Source organism: Novosphingobium sp. NPDC080210 (assembly GCF_050281025.1).
Classification (GTDB): Bacteria; Pseudomonadota; Alphaproteobacteria; order Sphingomonadales; family Sphingomonadaceae; genus Novosphingobium.
This window is the reverse complement of sequence record NZ_JBNNWL010000002.1, coordinates 257,168-269,147: the sequence shown is the minus strand read 5'-3', so window position 1 is coordinate 269,147 and position 11,980 is coordinate 257,168. Positions and strand designations below refer to the sequence as shown.

At 62.0% G+C, this 11,980-nt stretch carries 26 protein-coding genes; 23 read left to right on the top strand and 3 right to left on the bottom strand.

Features of this window, described 5'->3' with window-relative positions:
• The first annotated feature begins 45 nt into the window (after positions 1-45).
• The 23 genes from ACQKOE_RS07255 (at position 46) to ACQKOE_RS07145 (ending at position 9,910) form a co-directional block, all read left to right on the top strand.
• Entirely contained in the window at positions 46-294 is a 249-nt protein-coding gene (locus ACQKOE_RS07255; RefSeq protein WP_427512179.1) for a hypothetical protein, read from the top strand.
• Positions 291-434, top strand: a complete 144-nt coding sequence (locus tag ACQKOE_RS07250; protein WP_427512178.1) for a hypothetical protein — start codon at positions 291-293, stop codon at positions 432-434. Before ACQKOE_RS07255 ends, ACQKOE_RS07250 begins: the two co-directional genes overlap by 4 nt.
• On the top strand, positions 427-693 hold the full coding sequence (locus tag ACQKOE_RS07245) for a hypothetical protein (protein ID WP_427512177.1): 267 nt from the start codon (positions 427-429) through the stop codon (positions 691-693). The genes ACQKOE_RS07250 and ACQKOE_RS07245 overlap by 8 nt, the downstream gene beginning before the upstream one ends.
• A gap of 73 nt (positions 694-766) precedes the next feature.
• Complete coding sequence (locus ACQKOE_RS07240; protein ID WP_427512176.1) at positions 767-976, top strand: hypothetical protein; 210 nt, start codon at positions 767-769, stop codon at positions 974-976.
• Complete coding sequence (locus ACQKOE_RS07235; protein ID WP_427512175.1) at positions 973-1,185, top strand: hypothetical protein; 213 nt, start codon at positions 973-975, stop codon at positions 1,183-1,185. The genes ACQKOE_RS07240 and ACQKOE_RS07235 overlap by 4 nt, the downstream gene beginning before the upstream one ends.
• Entirely contained in the window at positions 1,185-1,403 is a 219-nt protein-coding gene (locus ACQKOE_RS07230; RefSeq protein ID WP_427512174.1) for a hypothetical protein, read from the top strand. Before ACQKOE_RS07235 ends, ACQKOE_RS07230 begins: the two co-directional genes overlap by 1 nt.
• Positions 1,400-1,726 carry a hypothetical protein gene (locus ACQKOE_RS07225; protein WP_427512173.1) on the top strand — a complete coding sequence of 109 codons (327 nt, stop codon included), beginning with the start codon at positions 1,400-1,402 and terminating at the stop codon, positions 1,724-1,726. The genes ACQKOE_RS07230 and ACQKOE_RS07225 overlap by 4 nt, the downstream gene beginning before the upstream one ends.
• On the top strand, positions 1,723-1,929 hold the full coding sequence (locus tag ACQKOE_RS07220) for a hypothetical protein (protein WP_427512172.1): 207 nt from the start codon (positions 1,723-1,725) through the stop codon (positions 1,927-1,929). Before ACQKOE_RS07225 ends, ACQKOE_RS07220 begins: the two co-directional genes overlap by 4 nt.
• Before the next feature lie 48 nt (positions 1,930-1,977).
• The gene (locus ACQKOE_RS07215) at positions 1,978-2,169 is read left to right on the top strand and encodes a hypothetical protein (RefSeq protein ID WP_427512171.1); all 192 of its coding nucleotides are present in this window, start codon (positions 1,978-1,980) and stop codon (positions 2,167-2,169) included.
• Positions 2,163-2,351, top strand: a complete 189-nt coding sequence (locus tag ACQKOE_RS07210) for a hypothetical protein (protein ID WP_427512170.1) — start codon at positions 2,163-2,165, stop codon at positions 2,349-2,351. The genes ACQKOE_RS07215 and ACQKOE_RS07210 overlap by 7 nt, the downstream gene beginning before the upstream one ends.
• Positions 2,352-2,356: 5 nt before the next feature.
• Positions 2,357-2,704 carry a hypothetical protein gene (locus ACQKOE_RS07205; RefSeq protein WP_427512169.1) on the top strand — a complete coding sequence of 116 codons (348 nt, stop codon included), beginning with the start codon at positions 2,357-2,359 and terminating at the stop codon, positions 2,702-2,704.
• On the top strand, positions 2,701-3,009 hold the full coding sequence (locus ACQKOE_RS07200; RefSeq protein ID WP_427512168.1) for a hypothetical protein: 309 nt from the start codon (positions 2,701-2,703) through the stop codon (positions 3,007-3,009). The genes ACQKOE_RS07205 and ACQKOE_RS07200 overlap by 4 nt, the downstream gene beginning before the upstream one ends.
• Complete coding sequence (locus ACQKOE_RS07195) at positions 3,006-3,146, top strand: hypothetical protein (RefSeq protein WP_427512167.1); 141 nt, start codon at positions 3,006-3,008, stop codon at positions 3,144-3,146. The genes ACQKOE_RS07200 and ACQKOE_RS07195 overlap by 4 nt, the downstream gene beginning before the upstream one ends.
• A 6-nt stretch (positions 3,147-3,152) precedes the next feature.
• Positions 3,153-3,398 (top strand): hypothetical protein, encoded by a 246-nt coding sequence (locus tag ACQKOE_RS07190; RefSeq protein ID WP_427512166.1) that lies wholly within the window; start codon positions 3,153-3,155, stop codon positions 3,396-3,398.
• Positions 3,399-4,461: 1,063 nt separating this feature from the next.
• Positions 4,462-4,758 (top strand): hypothetical protein, encoded by a 297-nt coding sequence (locus ACQKOE_RS07185; RefSeq protein WP_427512165.1) that lies wholly within the window; start codon positions 4,462-4,464, stop codon positions 4,756-4,758.
• Between the two features lie 505 nt (positions 4,759-5,263).
• Positions 5,264-5,947 carry a hypothetical protein gene (locus ACQKOE_RS07180; protein ID WP_427512164.1) on the top strand — a complete coding sequence of 228 codons (684 nt, stop codon included), beginning with the start codon at positions 5,264-5,266 and terminating at the stop codon, positions 5,945-5,947.
• Positions 5,948-6,454: 507 nt separating this feature from the next.
• Positions 6,455-6,685: a hypothetical protein gene (locus tag ACQKOE_RS07175; protein ID WP_427512163.1), complete on the top strand. Its 231-nt coding sequence runs from the start codon at positions 6,455-6,457 to the stop codon at positions 6,683-6,685.
• Between the two features lie 257 nt (positions 6,686-6,942).
• The gene (locus tag ACQKOE_RS07170) at positions 6,943-7,086 is read left to right on the top strand and encodes a hypothetical protein (RefSeq protein WP_427512162.1); all 144 of its coding nucleotides are present in this window, start codon (positions 6,943-6,945) and stop codon (positions 7,084-7,086) included.
• Positions 7,083-7,241, top strand: a complete 159-nt coding sequence (locus ACQKOE_RS07165) for a hypothetical protein (protein ID WP_427512161.1) — start codon at positions 7,083-7,085, stop codon at positions 7,239-7,241. The genes ACQKOE_RS07170 and ACQKOE_RS07165 overlap by 4 nt, the downstream gene beginning before the upstream one ends.
• Before the next feature lie 11 nt (positions 7,242-7,252).
• Positions 7,253-7,561, top strand: coding sequence for a hypothetical protein (locus ACQKOE_RS07160; protein WP_427512160.1), 309 nt, complete (start codon positions 7,253-7,255; stop codon positions 7,559-7,561).
• Positions 7,562-7,670: 109 nt separating this feature from the next.
• A complete protein-coding gene (locus tag ACQKOE_RS07155) occupies positions 7,671-8,204 on the top strand; it encodes a hypothetical protein (RefSeq protein WP_427512159.1) in 534 nt (177 codons plus the stop codon).
• Between the two features lie 259 nt (positions 8,205-8,463).
• Positions 8,464-8,799 (top strand): hypothetical protein, encoded by a 336-nt coding sequence (locus tag ACQKOE_RS07150; protein ID WP_427512158.1) that lies wholly within the window; start codon positions 8,464-8,466, stop codon positions 8,797-8,799.
• A 448-nt stretch (positions 8,800-9,247) separates the two neighbouring features.
• A complete protein-coding gene (locus ACQKOE_RS07145) occupies positions 9,248-9,910 on the top strand; it encodes a hypothetical protein (RefSeq protein WP_427512157.1) in 663 nt (220 codons plus the stop codon).
• Positions 9,911-10,788: 878 nt separating this feature from the next.
• On the opposite strand, the gene ACQKOE_RS07140 is transcribed toward ACQKOE_RS07145, so the two are convergent.
• From ACQKOE_RS07140 to ACQKOE_RS07130, 3 genes are read right to left on the bottom strand one after another with little or no spacing between them, the layout of a single operon-like run.
• A complete protein-coding gene (locus ACQKOE_RS07140) occupies positions 10,789-11,064 on the bottom strand; it encodes a hypothetical protein (RefSeq protein WP_427512156.1) in 276 nt (91 codons plus the stop codon).
• 12 nt (positions 11,065-11,076) lie between these two features.
• The gene (locus ACQKOE_RS07135; protein ID WP_427512155.1) at positions 11,077-11,481 is read right to left on the bottom strand and encodes a hypothetical protein; all 405 of its coding nucleotides are present in this window, start codon (positions 11,479-11,481) and stop codon (positions 11,077-11,079) included.
• A gap of 3 nt (positions 11,482-11,484) precedes the next feature.
• Positions 11,485-11,979 (bottom strand): hypothetical protein, encoded by a 495-nt coding sequence (locus ACQKOE_RS07130; protein WP_427512154.1) that lies wholly within the window; start codon positions 11,977-11,979, stop codon positions 11,485-11,487.
• Position 11,980 lies beyond the last annotated feature (1 nt).

Here is an 11,980-nt window from a genome sequence, read left to right as displayed (position 1 = left end):
ACGACTCACACACGGTCAGCGGTTGACCGACGAGGAGTGATGCACATGAAGATGGACAAAATCTGGATCGTCAAGGGTCAGACCAGCGGGTTCGTCGAAGGGCAGCCCGGTGGTCTGACCGAGTGGCAGTTCTCCGATGGGGAGCCGGGCGAACGTGGCTACTCCGAGGACTACACCTGCCTCACCCAGGGGCTACTCGAACACCTGGGCACCCCGCTCGACCTCACGCACGCCGACTTCACCGCCGACGAGCAGCGGATCTTCGACAACTTCATGCGGCGGCACGGGCAATGACCGACAAGCGCCACCCCACCCGCCAGAACCCGGTCGCGCGCAGCCTGCGACTGGTCGGCCGCACCCGCAGAATCCCAGACAAGCGCAGCCGCGCGGCTGCTCGTAACGCCAAGAAGCAGATGGAGAACAGCCATGAGTAGCGAGAACCAACGTGATGGTTGGCACCACTACGCCACCGGCGACAAGGAAACCCGCGCCTGGTTCGAGCGGCAGTGGGCGATCTGGCCGCAGCGCGCCGACCAGCGCTACACCACCAACACGTCCTTCCACTACGGCGCCGTGCAGGCATTCCGCGCCGAGCATGGGCGCGACCCGGTCATGTCCACGGGCCTGCGCAGCTGGGTCGCCTACCTCGATCGGGACGACGGGCAAGAAACGCAAAGCCAGAATTTCAATTAATTGCCCATTTGCGTGCCAACAGGACGCATTGTAACAAGAACACATGCAGCGCGGTGCTGCGAGGAGAAACCACATGGCACTGATCACCCAAGAGGGCGATACCGATTTCATTGCCCACCTTGTTCCCGACGAACCCGGCGTGTGGCTCACAGTGGGCAAGTGGAGCCTCTACATCAAGCGCACTGCCGACGGCGTGATCGTCGATGGCTACCCGCTCGGGCAAGAAACCAGCGAAGCCGTCTCGCTCCAGCTGTGGGACGCCGACCTGGAGGAAAGCCAGTGAACCCCAGGCTCGATCACATGCTCCAGCGGGAACTGCCCGAAGTCGCCAAGGAATACGTGGAGACGCTCCGCGGCGTTCCCAATGCCCATGGTCAGCACCGTCACCCGGTCTATGGGATGTCGCATTCCATGCTCTACCTGATGCACGTCGTCTATGGCGTGGACCCCGCCAACGATGCGATCACTGCGGCGCTAGGGGGCAAGAACTGATGGGAAAGACCTATACCGGCTACCTCGGCGGCTTTGACCACGCCTGGAAGAATCCCCCCGCACCCTTCAACTCCGACTTCGACCCAAAAGCCAAGGATCGGTTCGAGGCCGTCACCGACAGCATGGAGCGCGATGGCTATTACGCCGATCACACCCGCGAGGAGTGCAAGGCAGAGTGGCGTCGGCGCTACGAGCATCTGAAAGCAGAAGGCCAATGACCGGCCCCAGCGATCCGCCGAAGTTCACTCCCTACCACGAGGACAATTACGGTCCATGGATCAGCAACGCGGGCAATACCCTGCACACCGCCCCCAATGTGCCCGACGCCCACCCGCATGACGTGGTGATGGTGCATCTGCGCGATGGCGACGCCAACCAGAACTACCTTGGCTGGTTCGTCTGGGACGACACCGGCCACCAGTCCGACGACATTCTTGGGTTCCGCTTCCTCGCCACGCATCCCCACTACAAGCAGGCAGCCCAAACCCCGATCGACACCGCGGCGCTCGCCGACCATCCGCTCTATGGGCTGTTCGCATGAGCAGACCCACGGGCACCTGGGGCAGCCATCCGATCCGTCTGCCAGACAACACCACCACACCGCCGCTGCCAATCCGCCGGCGCACCAAGTGTGGCAGCTACTTCGCCATGATAGACCGCCGCCGCCAGACGGTGATCCGCAATCCTGATGGCACTTTCACGCTCGACCATTGCCCGCTTGCGTCCAAGCGGAGTGCAAGCTAGATAACACACATGACGAGCAGCGGTGCTCACCCAGAGAAAGGTTGACCAATGAAGCCAATCATCCACCCGTCGCTGACCGCGATCCTTCGCGGAGTGCAAGCAAAGGCTGCCGAGGGAGGCAACCTGCCAGGGGTGCCCGATAACATCGCGGCGCTGTTCTACGACATTGTCGAGGACATCCAGGATCTGCTCGCCAGCCCCGCCATCACCGGAGAAACCAAGGAGCAAACCCCATGCTGACCATCCTCACCGAACGCACCCGCAGCCGCTTCTTCGCCTGGCTGCTGGGCATGGCCGAATACCGCCTCGGCTTCACCTGGGCTGACCCCATGCGCCGCAAGATCAATGGCTGGTATACCGAACTGGACGACGCCTACGACCGTGGCCGCGCCCTCGCCCACCGCATCTTCAACTGGGAGTGACCACCATGGAACGATTCCTCATTACCTACGGTGCCGACAACGACATGGTGACGTTCGACGCCGACAGTCCCGCCCACGCGGTCGAGCAGTTCACCAGCTGGGCGCCGGTAAGCCCGCACGCCGAGGATAACCGCAGCGCGATCACCGGCGTGTCGGTCCTCGTCGCCGTCAACCCGGTTGAGGAAGGCATCGGTTACGCCCATAGCCCAGACGGCAGCTGGTTCGGCCTCGATGCCCTCGAAGTGACCTTCGTTCCCGAGGAGTTCGTGCAGCAAGCCGACGACGTCGAGGATTACCTGTTCAACGGCGGTATGGCCGCGTTCATCGCAGACCTGGAGGCTAACCCCCAATGAACAAGCACACCCCTGGCCCGTGGGACTGGCAGGATGGCCGCCTGATCGGTGATCTGAATGGCGATGGCCCAGACGTTTTGGCAATCGAGGAGACCGGCGGTGACTATGGAGCCAGCCATATCCAGACGAGCGACGCCGACGCCTGCCTGATCAAAGCCGCCCCCGACATGCTGGCGACCCTGCAATACGTCCTCGACGCCCATGAGTTTGACGGTGCCCTGACCCTGGGAACCGCAGCACTAAGCCCGGCGATCCGCGACAAGATCAAGCGGACGATTGCCCAGGCCAAGGGAGAACCCCAATGACCGACAACTTCATCGCCGTCGCCTTCGGCGTCCTGGTGGTGTATCTCGCCGGCCGCGCGCTCTACACCATGGGTTACGCCCAAGGTTATGACGACCACCGCGAAGGCAAGCGCCGCCGCTACAAACGAGAGGACTGACCCGCGATGCCCATGACTTCGATTACCACCCACGGAGATATCCGCATCATCATCGAGGACGCCGAGGGTAATGCCCTGATGATCGACGCGATGGATGGCAAGGTCGGTGTCGGCGAGGGTGACAAGCTGGGCAGCAGTGTGATGGAGATCGACCTGCACGGGCTGAAAATGCTCAAGACCTGGCTCGACGCGGCGATCCCGAACCTAGAGCGGCTCGAAGCGTTGAAAGCCACTCGCGACAAATCGCAATAAGCCCCGACCAAGAGCAAAGCCCTATACCACCGAGCGGTGTGATAGGCATGAGCAGTAAGCCATCCATGAGGGAAGCAGACCCCGTGGGTGGCTTAGCCATATGAGCGATACCGGAGATAACTCGACCCATGGGAGAGAGCATTCCCCATAGAGAAGCATCGCCTCATGGAGTGTCTTTCCTCATGGCACATGGCACCCCTTCCTCCATGGATCACCCTCCCCTCATGGAGTGTCTTTCCTCATGGCACATGACACCCCTTTCCTCATGGGAGCTCGTGGGGTGTGTGGTGAGGATCAAGACCAGGGGATTTCGCGCGCCGAGAGCGAAAACACTGCCTCGCGCATATCCACGCTACCATTAGCCCCATGAAATCCAAGCATTCTGCCCCGCCCATGGGCCAAGCACGCCATGCGCCACGGACTCCTCGGAGTGTAGCACTGCACTAACACACCCATACAGCCACGGTTGCAGGCATCCCCATGGCCCCGCTTGGCCAAGGTTGCGCGTGGGTGTATTATTCTTACAATACACTTCCCCAATGTGTCGCTAATGTGGATTAAAAATTATCCGGTCCTCATGGAACCACGCGACCCATCAGAGGTTAAGCCCCATTGGTTTGTCCGGGCGTCTTAACCCTATGACCCCGGAATACGTCCAGGCAAACCCCTGTCACGCGAGGTGGCAGGCAAACTTGGGGCTCCGCGGGGGCTAAACGGCTCATCCATAACCGCCCGCGGAGTCCACCCTTTTGCCATGGCGCATGAAAAGTCATTGCCATGGATCAATCAAGCCATGAGCCCCATGCAGCCAGGAAGCCACCTGCCCCATGGGGAAACGTATCCCCAACACCCGAGAGGGTTGGCCGTTCCATGGGCGCCCATGGGAAGAGGGTCTCCTGTGGCCAGGAGTATCCCGCGCTCCGGCATTCCCAGGCATTCCCAGACAGTCCATGCGCTCCAGGCACGCACGAAGCCACTTGCACGCCGTGCGTGTGTCGTCTAACACAACATCAACAGCGGTCGCGGTGACTGCTAGAGACAAGAACCAGGAATTTCGCCCATCATGCTGCTCACCCCCAACCAGCTGGTCATGCTCGCCGACTGCCTCGATGCCGGGTTCGAAGCCTGCGAGATCAACCATGTCGAGAATGGCGGCACCAACACCGAAGCCGACATTCTCCAGCTGACCCGGCTCGAAGATGCCCTGCGCACCCTTGCCCGCCGCGGGGTCGCAGCCGAACTCAAGCTGGCCGAGAAAGGCCCGGCGAGCCTGCTAGACGGCGGCATCCTGCACGCCGAGCCCGAGATCGAGTGGCTCTCCCCGGTCAATGACGAGGATCTCCCGCCGGTTGACCGCTAGGGGCAACGCACCCATATAGACCAGACCGAACTGCCGGTGGGCGACGGACGCAAGCGGTGTTATTCTTTCTCCCGCGGTCCTATCAGCGCTCACGTCGGTGGGGGCAAGGCCAGCCAGGAACCCCCTGGCTGGCTTTTGCTTGTCTGCGCCCCGCCCATGGACACCCATGAGCCCCATGACCTCCCCCTTCTCCCATGGCGCCCACGAACTCCCATAGATACGGCGCGAAGCCGATATAGAGCTCTTGGCGCGGATCGCTGGTGTCAGCTGGAACTCCATGCACCCATGGGAGCCCGCATCCCATGGCCCCTCACCCATGGGGATATCTGTGCCATGGGAGCCCATGGGTCTCTTGGGCACGCGGCACGCATGGGCTCCCTGGCTGATGGATAGTCCTGATCGCGTCAAGCCACCAGGCGAAGCCACCCGACAAGCGTTCCGGTCCTGTATATAACGACACACATCGACAGCGCGGTGCTGATCGAGAAAGAACGGAGTAAGTCACATGGCAGTCAGCCTCAAGAAGAAGAATGAAATCGCCACCCTCAAGGATATCGCGCTGGGCTACAGCACCGACGAGGTGGACCTGATGCGCGCCAAGATCGAGGAAAGCCTCGAACGCCGCCACCAGTTCGAACTCGCCCAGGGTCTGGTGCTCACCGGCGCGACCAGCTGGGAGAAAGCCAAGCGCCAGGTCGAGAGCGCCGAGATCGCGGTCGCGCGGATGTTCCTCGCGCTGAACCTGACCCCCGCCGGGGTGTTCGAGCGGCAGGCGGTCGAAGGCAAGATGTTCAACGCCAAGGCGATCAAGAAGATCGTCGAGCTGGCCCAGTTCACCTGCGGGATGGGCAGCAAGCTGGAGCGGGTGACCAAGGCGTTCATCGCCTGCGCCATCATCGCCAGCGACAAGCAGCCCGGCGTGCCGATCACCAACCGCCTCAACCAGCGCTTCCTCGGCAACAAGGACTTGGGCTCGTTCATCGCCGACAAGGACATCCTCGATCACCTCGACGACCTGCGCCACAAGAGCATGTCCACCGGGGCCGAGACCCAGAGCTCCCAGGCGCGCAACGTGCTGGATGTCCTGGGGCTGGGGCGGATCACGAGCGTAGAGCGTGCCCGCGACGCCGTGGTGCTCGATCTTGCCAATCCGTTTTATGGAATGTTCCGTGCAGCCGTGATGGTCTAAGCCATACCACCTCGAAAGTGGGAAGGCGCCAGGGGCAACCTTGGCGCCTTTTCTTGTGGCGGTGCGTGCCCATGGGTTCCCATGGAGTCCAGGCATCCCAGGATAGTCCATGGCAGCCAGGCACTCCGAGGCACTCCCCTTCCCCATGGGCACGAGCGAGACCATGACGCCCATGGGAACGCAGGTCAGCATGGGGCTGATGGGAATGTCTGGTGATCGCGGTGATGATCACGCAGGTCAGACACGTCAAAATTTGACCAGGGGAGCACGCTCAGCGCGTTGGGGCGGTGTTTAGGTATCGAGGTAGCGCGAAGGTCTGCCCTATGCTCAGGGAGCTTCTGTGAGCATGGGCCCATGGGCACGCATGAGCTCCCATGGGCACGGGGCAGCACCACACCAGCGCTGCGCGGCTTCTTGCATCCCAGGCAGATCCCGCTTGCATGCCTTTTCTGCATGGTGCATTACACGCACATGGTCAGCGGTGACCATGCGAGAAGGAGACCAGCCATGACGACCACCACGCTCTGCACCACGCCCTCGGCCCGCATGATGGCCGCGCTCAGCGAAATCTATGGCGACTGGCTCAAGGCTGAGGGTCTCCCCGGCATGAGCGCCGACGAACTGATGGCCGAGGAGGTCACGCCGCTGCAGTTCAAGTGGCTGGGGCACTTCTGCGACGCCTGGGATGCGGTGTGCGAGATCGAGCAGCTGGAATACCGCGCCGCCAAGGCTGGGTAGCTACGGCTGGACCTGGATCTGTATACGGCGGCGAGCCGATATAGCGCTGGAACCCATGGAATGCAGGTGCGCATGGGCTTGGGGCTGGTGGGAGCCCATGGGAGCGCGTGGGGTTCATGGGAGTGCGGGGCGCCATGGGGATGCGTGGCAAAGCCATCTGCAAACCCACCATGAAGCCATTTGCTGCGACTCGGTGCGTGTTGCATAACAAACATGCAAGCAGCGGTGCTTGCTTAGAGAAACGAAAGGAATGTGTCATGAACGTCGAAGCCCTCAAGAACGAAAGCGTCGCCTACGCCCTCGCAGCCGGTCTGGTGGACCTGGGTTCGAGCCGCGATCTCGACCGTGAGATCGAACGCGCCGCCCGCCGCCAGCGCATTGCTCGGCGGGCCGCCAAGTGAAGCGCACCTTCTTCGACGTGCAGTGTGGGGAACGCCCCCACACTGCCACCCCCTGCGAGCGCCGGTTGATCGCCGCGGAGTTCGCCAAGGTGCTCGGCGCCATCACCGTATTGTTCCCCCTCATCGCGCTGGCCGTCGCCGCGCTGCCAGGCTGAAAGGTTTTCCCATGCGCCAGTTCTTCATCCCCGTGCTCGCTTTCTGCCTTGGCGGCCTGACCGCCGCCACCGGGGCCAGCTATGCCCGTGCCCAGGAGCAGGATGCCCGCGAGAATGCCTGGATCGGCATCAAGGTGATCCACCGGGGAACCCTGGTTGCCAACCCCGCAGCGCTGGAGCCGTGGGAGCTTGCCGAGAGCGAAATCATCAAGCCCGGCTTCCTGGTTGGCTTTGGCTGCGAAGGTAGCGAGGGCAAGACCCTGGTTGCCATGGAAGAGGACCAGTTCCCGGCGTGCAAGGAGATCCGCCGGGTCGATTGAGGCCCAAGCACTCCAAGCCCTCCAGGCAGAAGCCACCCGACACGCTCGCGCGCTCTGCTATGACACACATGCGGTCAGCGGTGACCGCGCGAGAAAGGAGTTCAAGATCATGACCCACGCAGCCGACGAAACCTGCATCCACTGCAACGACGCCTACGCGGTGACCCTCGCGGGCCACTGCGGGGAGTGCGCCGACTATTTCGAGCGCAACGACGGCGAGGACGACGATGGCGGGGATGATACCCCGCCGCCGCCCCCACTCGATGGCGAAGCCGTGTGGGCGCTCTACATGCAGGGCACGCGCACCCTCGACGATGCGCTGGCGCTCGCCGATGGCATCAAGTGCATCGACAGCCACTGGGAACTGAACTGCGACCCCAACGAGGCGGCCGCCATGCTGATCGTCCTGGGCGACGGGATCTTCGAGGCGAGCCTGGTCGAGAAGTTCGCCCGGCGGGGCGCCTACCACCACATCCGCAAGGCGCTGGAGGGGCTCTACCCCGAAGCCTCCGGGAGCCTCACTGACCCGTGGATCGCAGAGACCTATTCCGAGCTTTACAAGGACGACTATGGGGTTCGTCCCCGCGGGCTTCTCACCGGCAAGGCCATGCGCCTGTGGGTGTGGAGCCGCGACGCCGAATAACCGCCGCCAGGAGTCTCCCTATTCCTGGCAGACGCCGGCAGGGTCTTCTCTCCCCTGCCGGCGTTTTGGCGCGTGCCAGGATAGTCCATGGACTCCAGGACAGTCAGGCGTCCGCAGGCTCCAGGCGTCCATGGACCCCAGGCGTCCGAAACTTGCCTACACGCTTCGGTCAAAAGCCGCTTGCGTTCCTTCGTCGTGTATGTGACAACACACATGCAAGCAGCGGTGCTTGCAGAGAGAGAAGCGAAAGGAATTGATGATGGCCGAGTTCAAGTTCGAGCGCCTGGACGCCAATCCCCTGCCCGAAGTCGCCGCCGGGGTGACCGTCTCGACCATGGCGCTGGGCGAAGCCCGCCTGGTGATCGAGCAGCTGGGCTACCAGCCCTGCCACGAGGATAACGGGGTTCATGCCTGGTATGGCGAAGCGCTGATGCGCACCGAGCAGGGCGCGATCTACCGCAAGCCCTTCACCCTTGCGGTTGACCGGCATGGCACTGCCACGATCGCGATCGACCGCACCATCATGGGCCGCCTGTTCGATCGTGCGGTGCGCTCCATCGCCGACAACCTGATCGTTGCCTACACGGTCCACTAAGGAGAGCCTCCATGAAGAAGTTCTGAGCCAAGAAGCCCGCCGGTGGGAAGTCCCGGCGGGTTTTTTCGTGGGAGTGCTCGGAGCCCATGGGATACGGCGGTGGATGGATATGGGGCTTGGGGCCCATGGACTGCTTTGCTGCTTGGCATACGGCTGGTGGGCTGCCGCGGGATACGGCTGGGCAGCGATATAGCGTGCCGTGCCATGGACCTTGCTCCTGCCTTGGCTTGGGCGTCCGCATGTGTGCGCACATACGCGCGCCAGCGCTGGCCGGCAGGGGCGCGCGACTAGGAGATTCGAGCGATTCGCGCAAAGGAAAAACGCATTTTCCGGTGTGATTTTTTTCCATGTGTGTGTGTTGTTTTGTCCTTGTGCGAATCGCGAATCGCGTGTCTAAAGGAGTCACACCGCAGCGGTGCGGTGCAACGCTAGAAAGAAAGACACTCTCATGACTCGCAAGAACACCAAAGCCGTCGAAGTTTCGTTCCGCGACACTTGCAACGCAATCGCCCAGGACCGCGTGGATGCCATGATCCTCGCAATCGAAGAATCGTTCGCCCGCCGCGACACTTTCGAAGGGGCTGCCGCCCTGGACTCGTCGTCCTCCTATGCGAAGAATCGCAACGCGGTCCTTGCCAATAAGGTGGCGGTGGCGCGTTTCTTCTGCGCCCTGAATGTCACCGCTGCCGGCGTCATTGAACGCAAGGTAAGCGCCACGAAAATGTTTAACGCCAAGGCCCTCAAGAAAATCGTGGAACTGTCGCGCTTTGCAGTGCTGGGGGAGCGCAAGATTGAAAACGTCATGAAGGCTTTTGTCTTTTGCTCGCTCGCTTTTGACGGTGCGATTAGCAACGCCACGAACAAAAACTTCCTTAGCAATCTGGACTTTAGCCAGATTGTCAACGACTCGGACCTCGCTTCCTACCTTGCGGACTATCAGCACGCATTTATCTCCGGTGGGAAAGACACCCAGTCGAGCCAAGCGCGAAATGTCCTGGATGTTCTGGGGCTTGGCTCGATTGTCAATTGCGAGAATCGCAGCCGCGGTGGGATTGAATTGCACCGCGATCACGCTTTCTTTGCAGATTTTAACACTGCATTCCGCAAGTAATAAGTAACGGGGCGCGCTATACTTAGCGCGCCCTCCCCTTCTCTAGTGAATAGGTGCGCTATGTCTGACTCGGTATTTCTCGCAATTGCTGCTTTTGCTTCGCTTGTGCTTTCGCTTTTCTTTGGTGCGGTGACTCTTATCGCAGACTCGCGCGGTGACCTGCCCATGACTCTGACAAGTGCAGCGCTTTGCTTGATTGCAATGGTCTTTGCGCACCTAGCGCTAAAGGTAAGCGAGTCGCTTATCTGACCGGGGCAGAATAAGCGCTCCTCAGCGTCTCCAGCGCGCTAGTCTATACCAGACTAGCGCGCTTTCTTTTGCGCGCTCTAGCACCGCTTAGAACCGATATTTGAGCAGTATCGCTTTTGTTCTCATTTGTGCGAATCACCTTACATGCACACCGCGAGTCGCGCTGCACTTGTCAACCGTGCGACTCGCGTCAAGCACGAAGTCCTAGAAAAATTTTTCCTGCATGACCCGGATGCCGCCTATCCGCCGGCGTTCCCTTTTCTCCACCCCTTCCATTGCCCCACGCGCTCCACGAGCCCCAATGTCTCCCTGTTCCCAAGGTGCCAATCATCCAGGTGCCCAAGGTGCCAAGGTCTCCAGGGACCAAGGCTTCCTGCGGACCAGGTGGACAGGTGGACCTGCGGACCATGCAGCCAGGTGGACCAGCGACCGATGGGTGACATGTCACCAGCACCCCTGGTGCCCTCGCCCTTGCGGGCAAGCCCTCGCCTTGCCGCCTGCCGGCTGACGCCGGCCAGGCGCCGCGGTCGGGAAACGCCCTACCCTTCCATTCGCCCCATCGCGCGAACCCGAAAAGTGACCGCCGCGCGGCTGCGCCGCGTTAATCAGCGCAAGGGAGCGGTGAGATCCTAGAACTGGTTCAGTGGGTGGTTGGCGGCTTCGTCGCGCCGGGCTTCGTGTTCCGCGAGTTCCTGCAGCTGCTGGTTGAGCTTGGCTTCGGCCGCGGCTTGCCTGCGCTGCTGCTCACGCCGCTGGTGTTCCAGCGCATGGTCATAGAGCTCCTTGCCGACGCGGGGCTTGGCGGGCGCTGCCGTGCTGTGCAGCCACTCGAATTCGCTCATGTCGTCTGTGTTTTCGTTCATCTTGCGTAAGACCAGGCCGGCCGCGATTTTGTTGATGCGCATGGGTGTTCTTTCCTAGAAACCGCCGACAAGAGCAGCGGCGGGTTCTTCGGCCAGCTGGGCAGCAGCGAGGTCGGCGGCGATCTTGTCGAGGCTGACTTCGGCATATTCGACGTGCTGGGCCATCACGATCTCGACAGACCGCTGGACCAGGCGCTGGATGGTGTCGCACACTTCCTGGGTAATCAGGCGGTCACCCATGCCGACACCGTGATCGTCGATCGAGACGACGAACCACGGTTTGTGGCCGATTTCGCTGAGCGCCTGGCCAAGGTCTTCGATCACCGTGGCGCCGTGCTTGTAGGCCAGCCCCTTGAGGTCCAGCGTCACGCGGATGGACTGGGTTTCGGGCATGCGATCCGCGTGGAGGATCTTGAGCCCTTCGAGGGTGTGTCCGATCATCCAGCGCGGATCACGCATGGCTTACCCCTCGACCGTGAGGCTGTGGCCGTCGTGCTTGAGCCCGGTGGCGGGCAGCTGCGACCAGACATCAAGCTGGCAGGCGACCTTGATCGCGTCCTTGGCGCTGCCGCCGTGGGCGAACACCCCGAGCGCGAAGTCACGCCCTGACCCGACCGCGTAGTAGTCATGCTTGATCGGGCCCGAGGGGAACAGGCTGTTCTCGAACAGGAGCGCTTCGCCCTGCGCCAGCACCGCCAGCACCGTGAACTTGCCGAGGTCGCGGATGTTGTGGGCGCTCTCCCAGTCGATCCCACGCAAGCCGCCGTGCTTCTCGACCAGGCTTTCGAGCCAGGCGATCAGGCGTTCGCTCGATCCCGGCGTTCCGGTCGAAACCCCGACCAGCGTGCCGTCGCTCAGGCGGGAGACCTTGTTCTTCTGACCCATCGGGGCGCAGCTGCCGGTGTAAGCGCGGCTGTCGCCATAGAGGATGCCGTGGCGGTAGACGATCGTGGTCATG

Bases quoted from the DNA above. Each gene is read 5' to 3' on its own strand.
- ACQKOE_RS07255 (WP_427512179.1), top strand. From the start codon at position 46: ATGAAGATGGACAAAATCTGGATCGTCAAGGGTCAGACCAGCGGGTTC.
- ACQKOE_RS07250 (WP_427512178.1), top strand. From the start codon at position 291: ATGACCGACAAGCGCCACCCCACCCGCCAGAACCCGGTCGCGCGCAGC.
- ACQKOE_RS07245 (WP_427512177.1), top strand. From the start codon at position 427: ATGAGTAGCGAGAACCAACGTGATGGTTGGCACCACTACGCCACCGGC.
- ACQKOE_RS07240 (WP_427512176.1), top strand. From the start codon at position 767: ATGGCACTGATCACCCAAGAGGGCGATACCGATTTCATTGCCCACCTT.
- ACQKOE_RS07230 (WP_427512174.1), top strand. From the start codon at position 1,185: ATGGGAAAGACCTATACCGGCTACCTCGGCGGCTTTGACCACGCCTGG.
- ACQKOE_RS07225 (WP_427512173.1), top strand. From the start codon at position 1,400: ATGACCGGCCCCAGCGATCCGCCGAAGTTCACTCCCTACCACGAGGAC.
- ACQKOE_RS07220 (WP_427512172.1), top strand. From the start codon at position 1,723: ATGAGCAGACCCACGGGCACCTGGGGCAGCCATCCGATCCGTCTGCCA.
- ACQKOE_RS07215 (WP_427512171.1), top strand. From the start codon at position 1,978: ATGAAGCCAATCATCCACCCGTCGCTGACCGCGATCCTTCGCGGAGTG.
- ACQKOE_RS07210 (WP_427512170.1), top strand. From the start codon at position 2,163: ATGCTGACCATCCTCACCGAACGCACCCGCAGCCGCTTCTTCGCCTGG.
- ACQKOE_RS07205 (WP_427512169.1), top strand. From the start codon at position 2,357: ATGGAACGATTCCTCATTACCTACGGTGCCGACAACGACATGGTGACG.
- ACQKOE_RS07200 (WP_427512168.1), top strand. From the start codon at position 2,701: ATGAACAAGCACACCCCTGGCCCGTGGGACTGGCAGGATGGCCGCCTG.
- ACQKOE_RS07195 (WP_427512167.1), top strand. From the start codon at position 3,006: ATGACCGACAACTTCATCGCCGTCGCCTTCGGCGTCCTGGTGGTGTAT.
- ACQKOE_RS07190 (WP_427512166.1), top strand. From the start codon at position 3,153: ATGCCCATGACTTCGATTACCACCCACGGAGATATCCGCATCATCATC.
- ACQKOE_RS07185 (WP_427512165.1), top strand. From the start codon at position 4,462: ATGCTGCTCACCCCCAACCAGCTGGTCATGCTCGCCGACTGCCTCGAT.
- ACQKOE_RS07180 (WP_427512164.1), top strand. From the start codon at position 5,264: ATGGCAGTCAGCCTCAAGAAGAAGAATGAAATCGCCACCCTCAAGGAT.
- ACQKOE_RS07175 (WP_427512163.1), top strand. From the start codon at position 6,455: ATGACGACCACCACGCTCTGCACCACGCCCTCGGCCCGCATGATGGCC.
- ACQKOE_RS07170 (WP_427512162.1), top strand. From the start codon at position 6,943: ATGAACGTCGAAGCCCTCAAGAACGAAAGCGTCGCCTACGCCCTCGCA.
- ACQKOE_RS07160 (WP_427512160.1), top strand. From the start codon at position 7,253: ATGCGCCAGTTCTTCATCCCCGTGCTCGCTTTCTGCCTTGGCGGCCTG.
- ACQKOE_RS07155 (WP_427512159.1), top strand. From the start codon at position 7,671: ATGACCCACGCAGCCGACGAAACCTGCATCCACTGCAACGACGCCTAC.
- ACQKOE_RS07150 (WP_427512158.1), top strand. From the start codon at position 8,464: ATGGCCGAGTTCAAGTTCGAGCGCCTGGACGCCAATCCCCTGCCCGAA.
- ACQKOE_RS07145 (WP_427512157.1), top strand. From the start codon at position 9,248: ATGACTCGCAAGAACACCAAAGCCGTCGAAGTTTCGTTCCGCGACACT.
- ACQKOE_RS07140 (WP_427512156.1), bottom strand. From the start codon at position 11,064: ATGCGCATCAACAAAATCGCGGCCGGCCTGGTCTTACGCAAGATGAAC.
- ACQKOE_RS07135 (WP_427512155.1), bottom strand. From the start codon at position 11,481: ATGCGTGATCCGCGCTGGATGATCGGACACACCCTCGAAGGGCTCAAG.
- ACQKOE_RS07130 (WP_427512154.1), bottom strand. From the start codon at position 11,979: ATGACCACGATCGTCTACCGCCACGGCATCCTCTATGGCGACAGCCGC.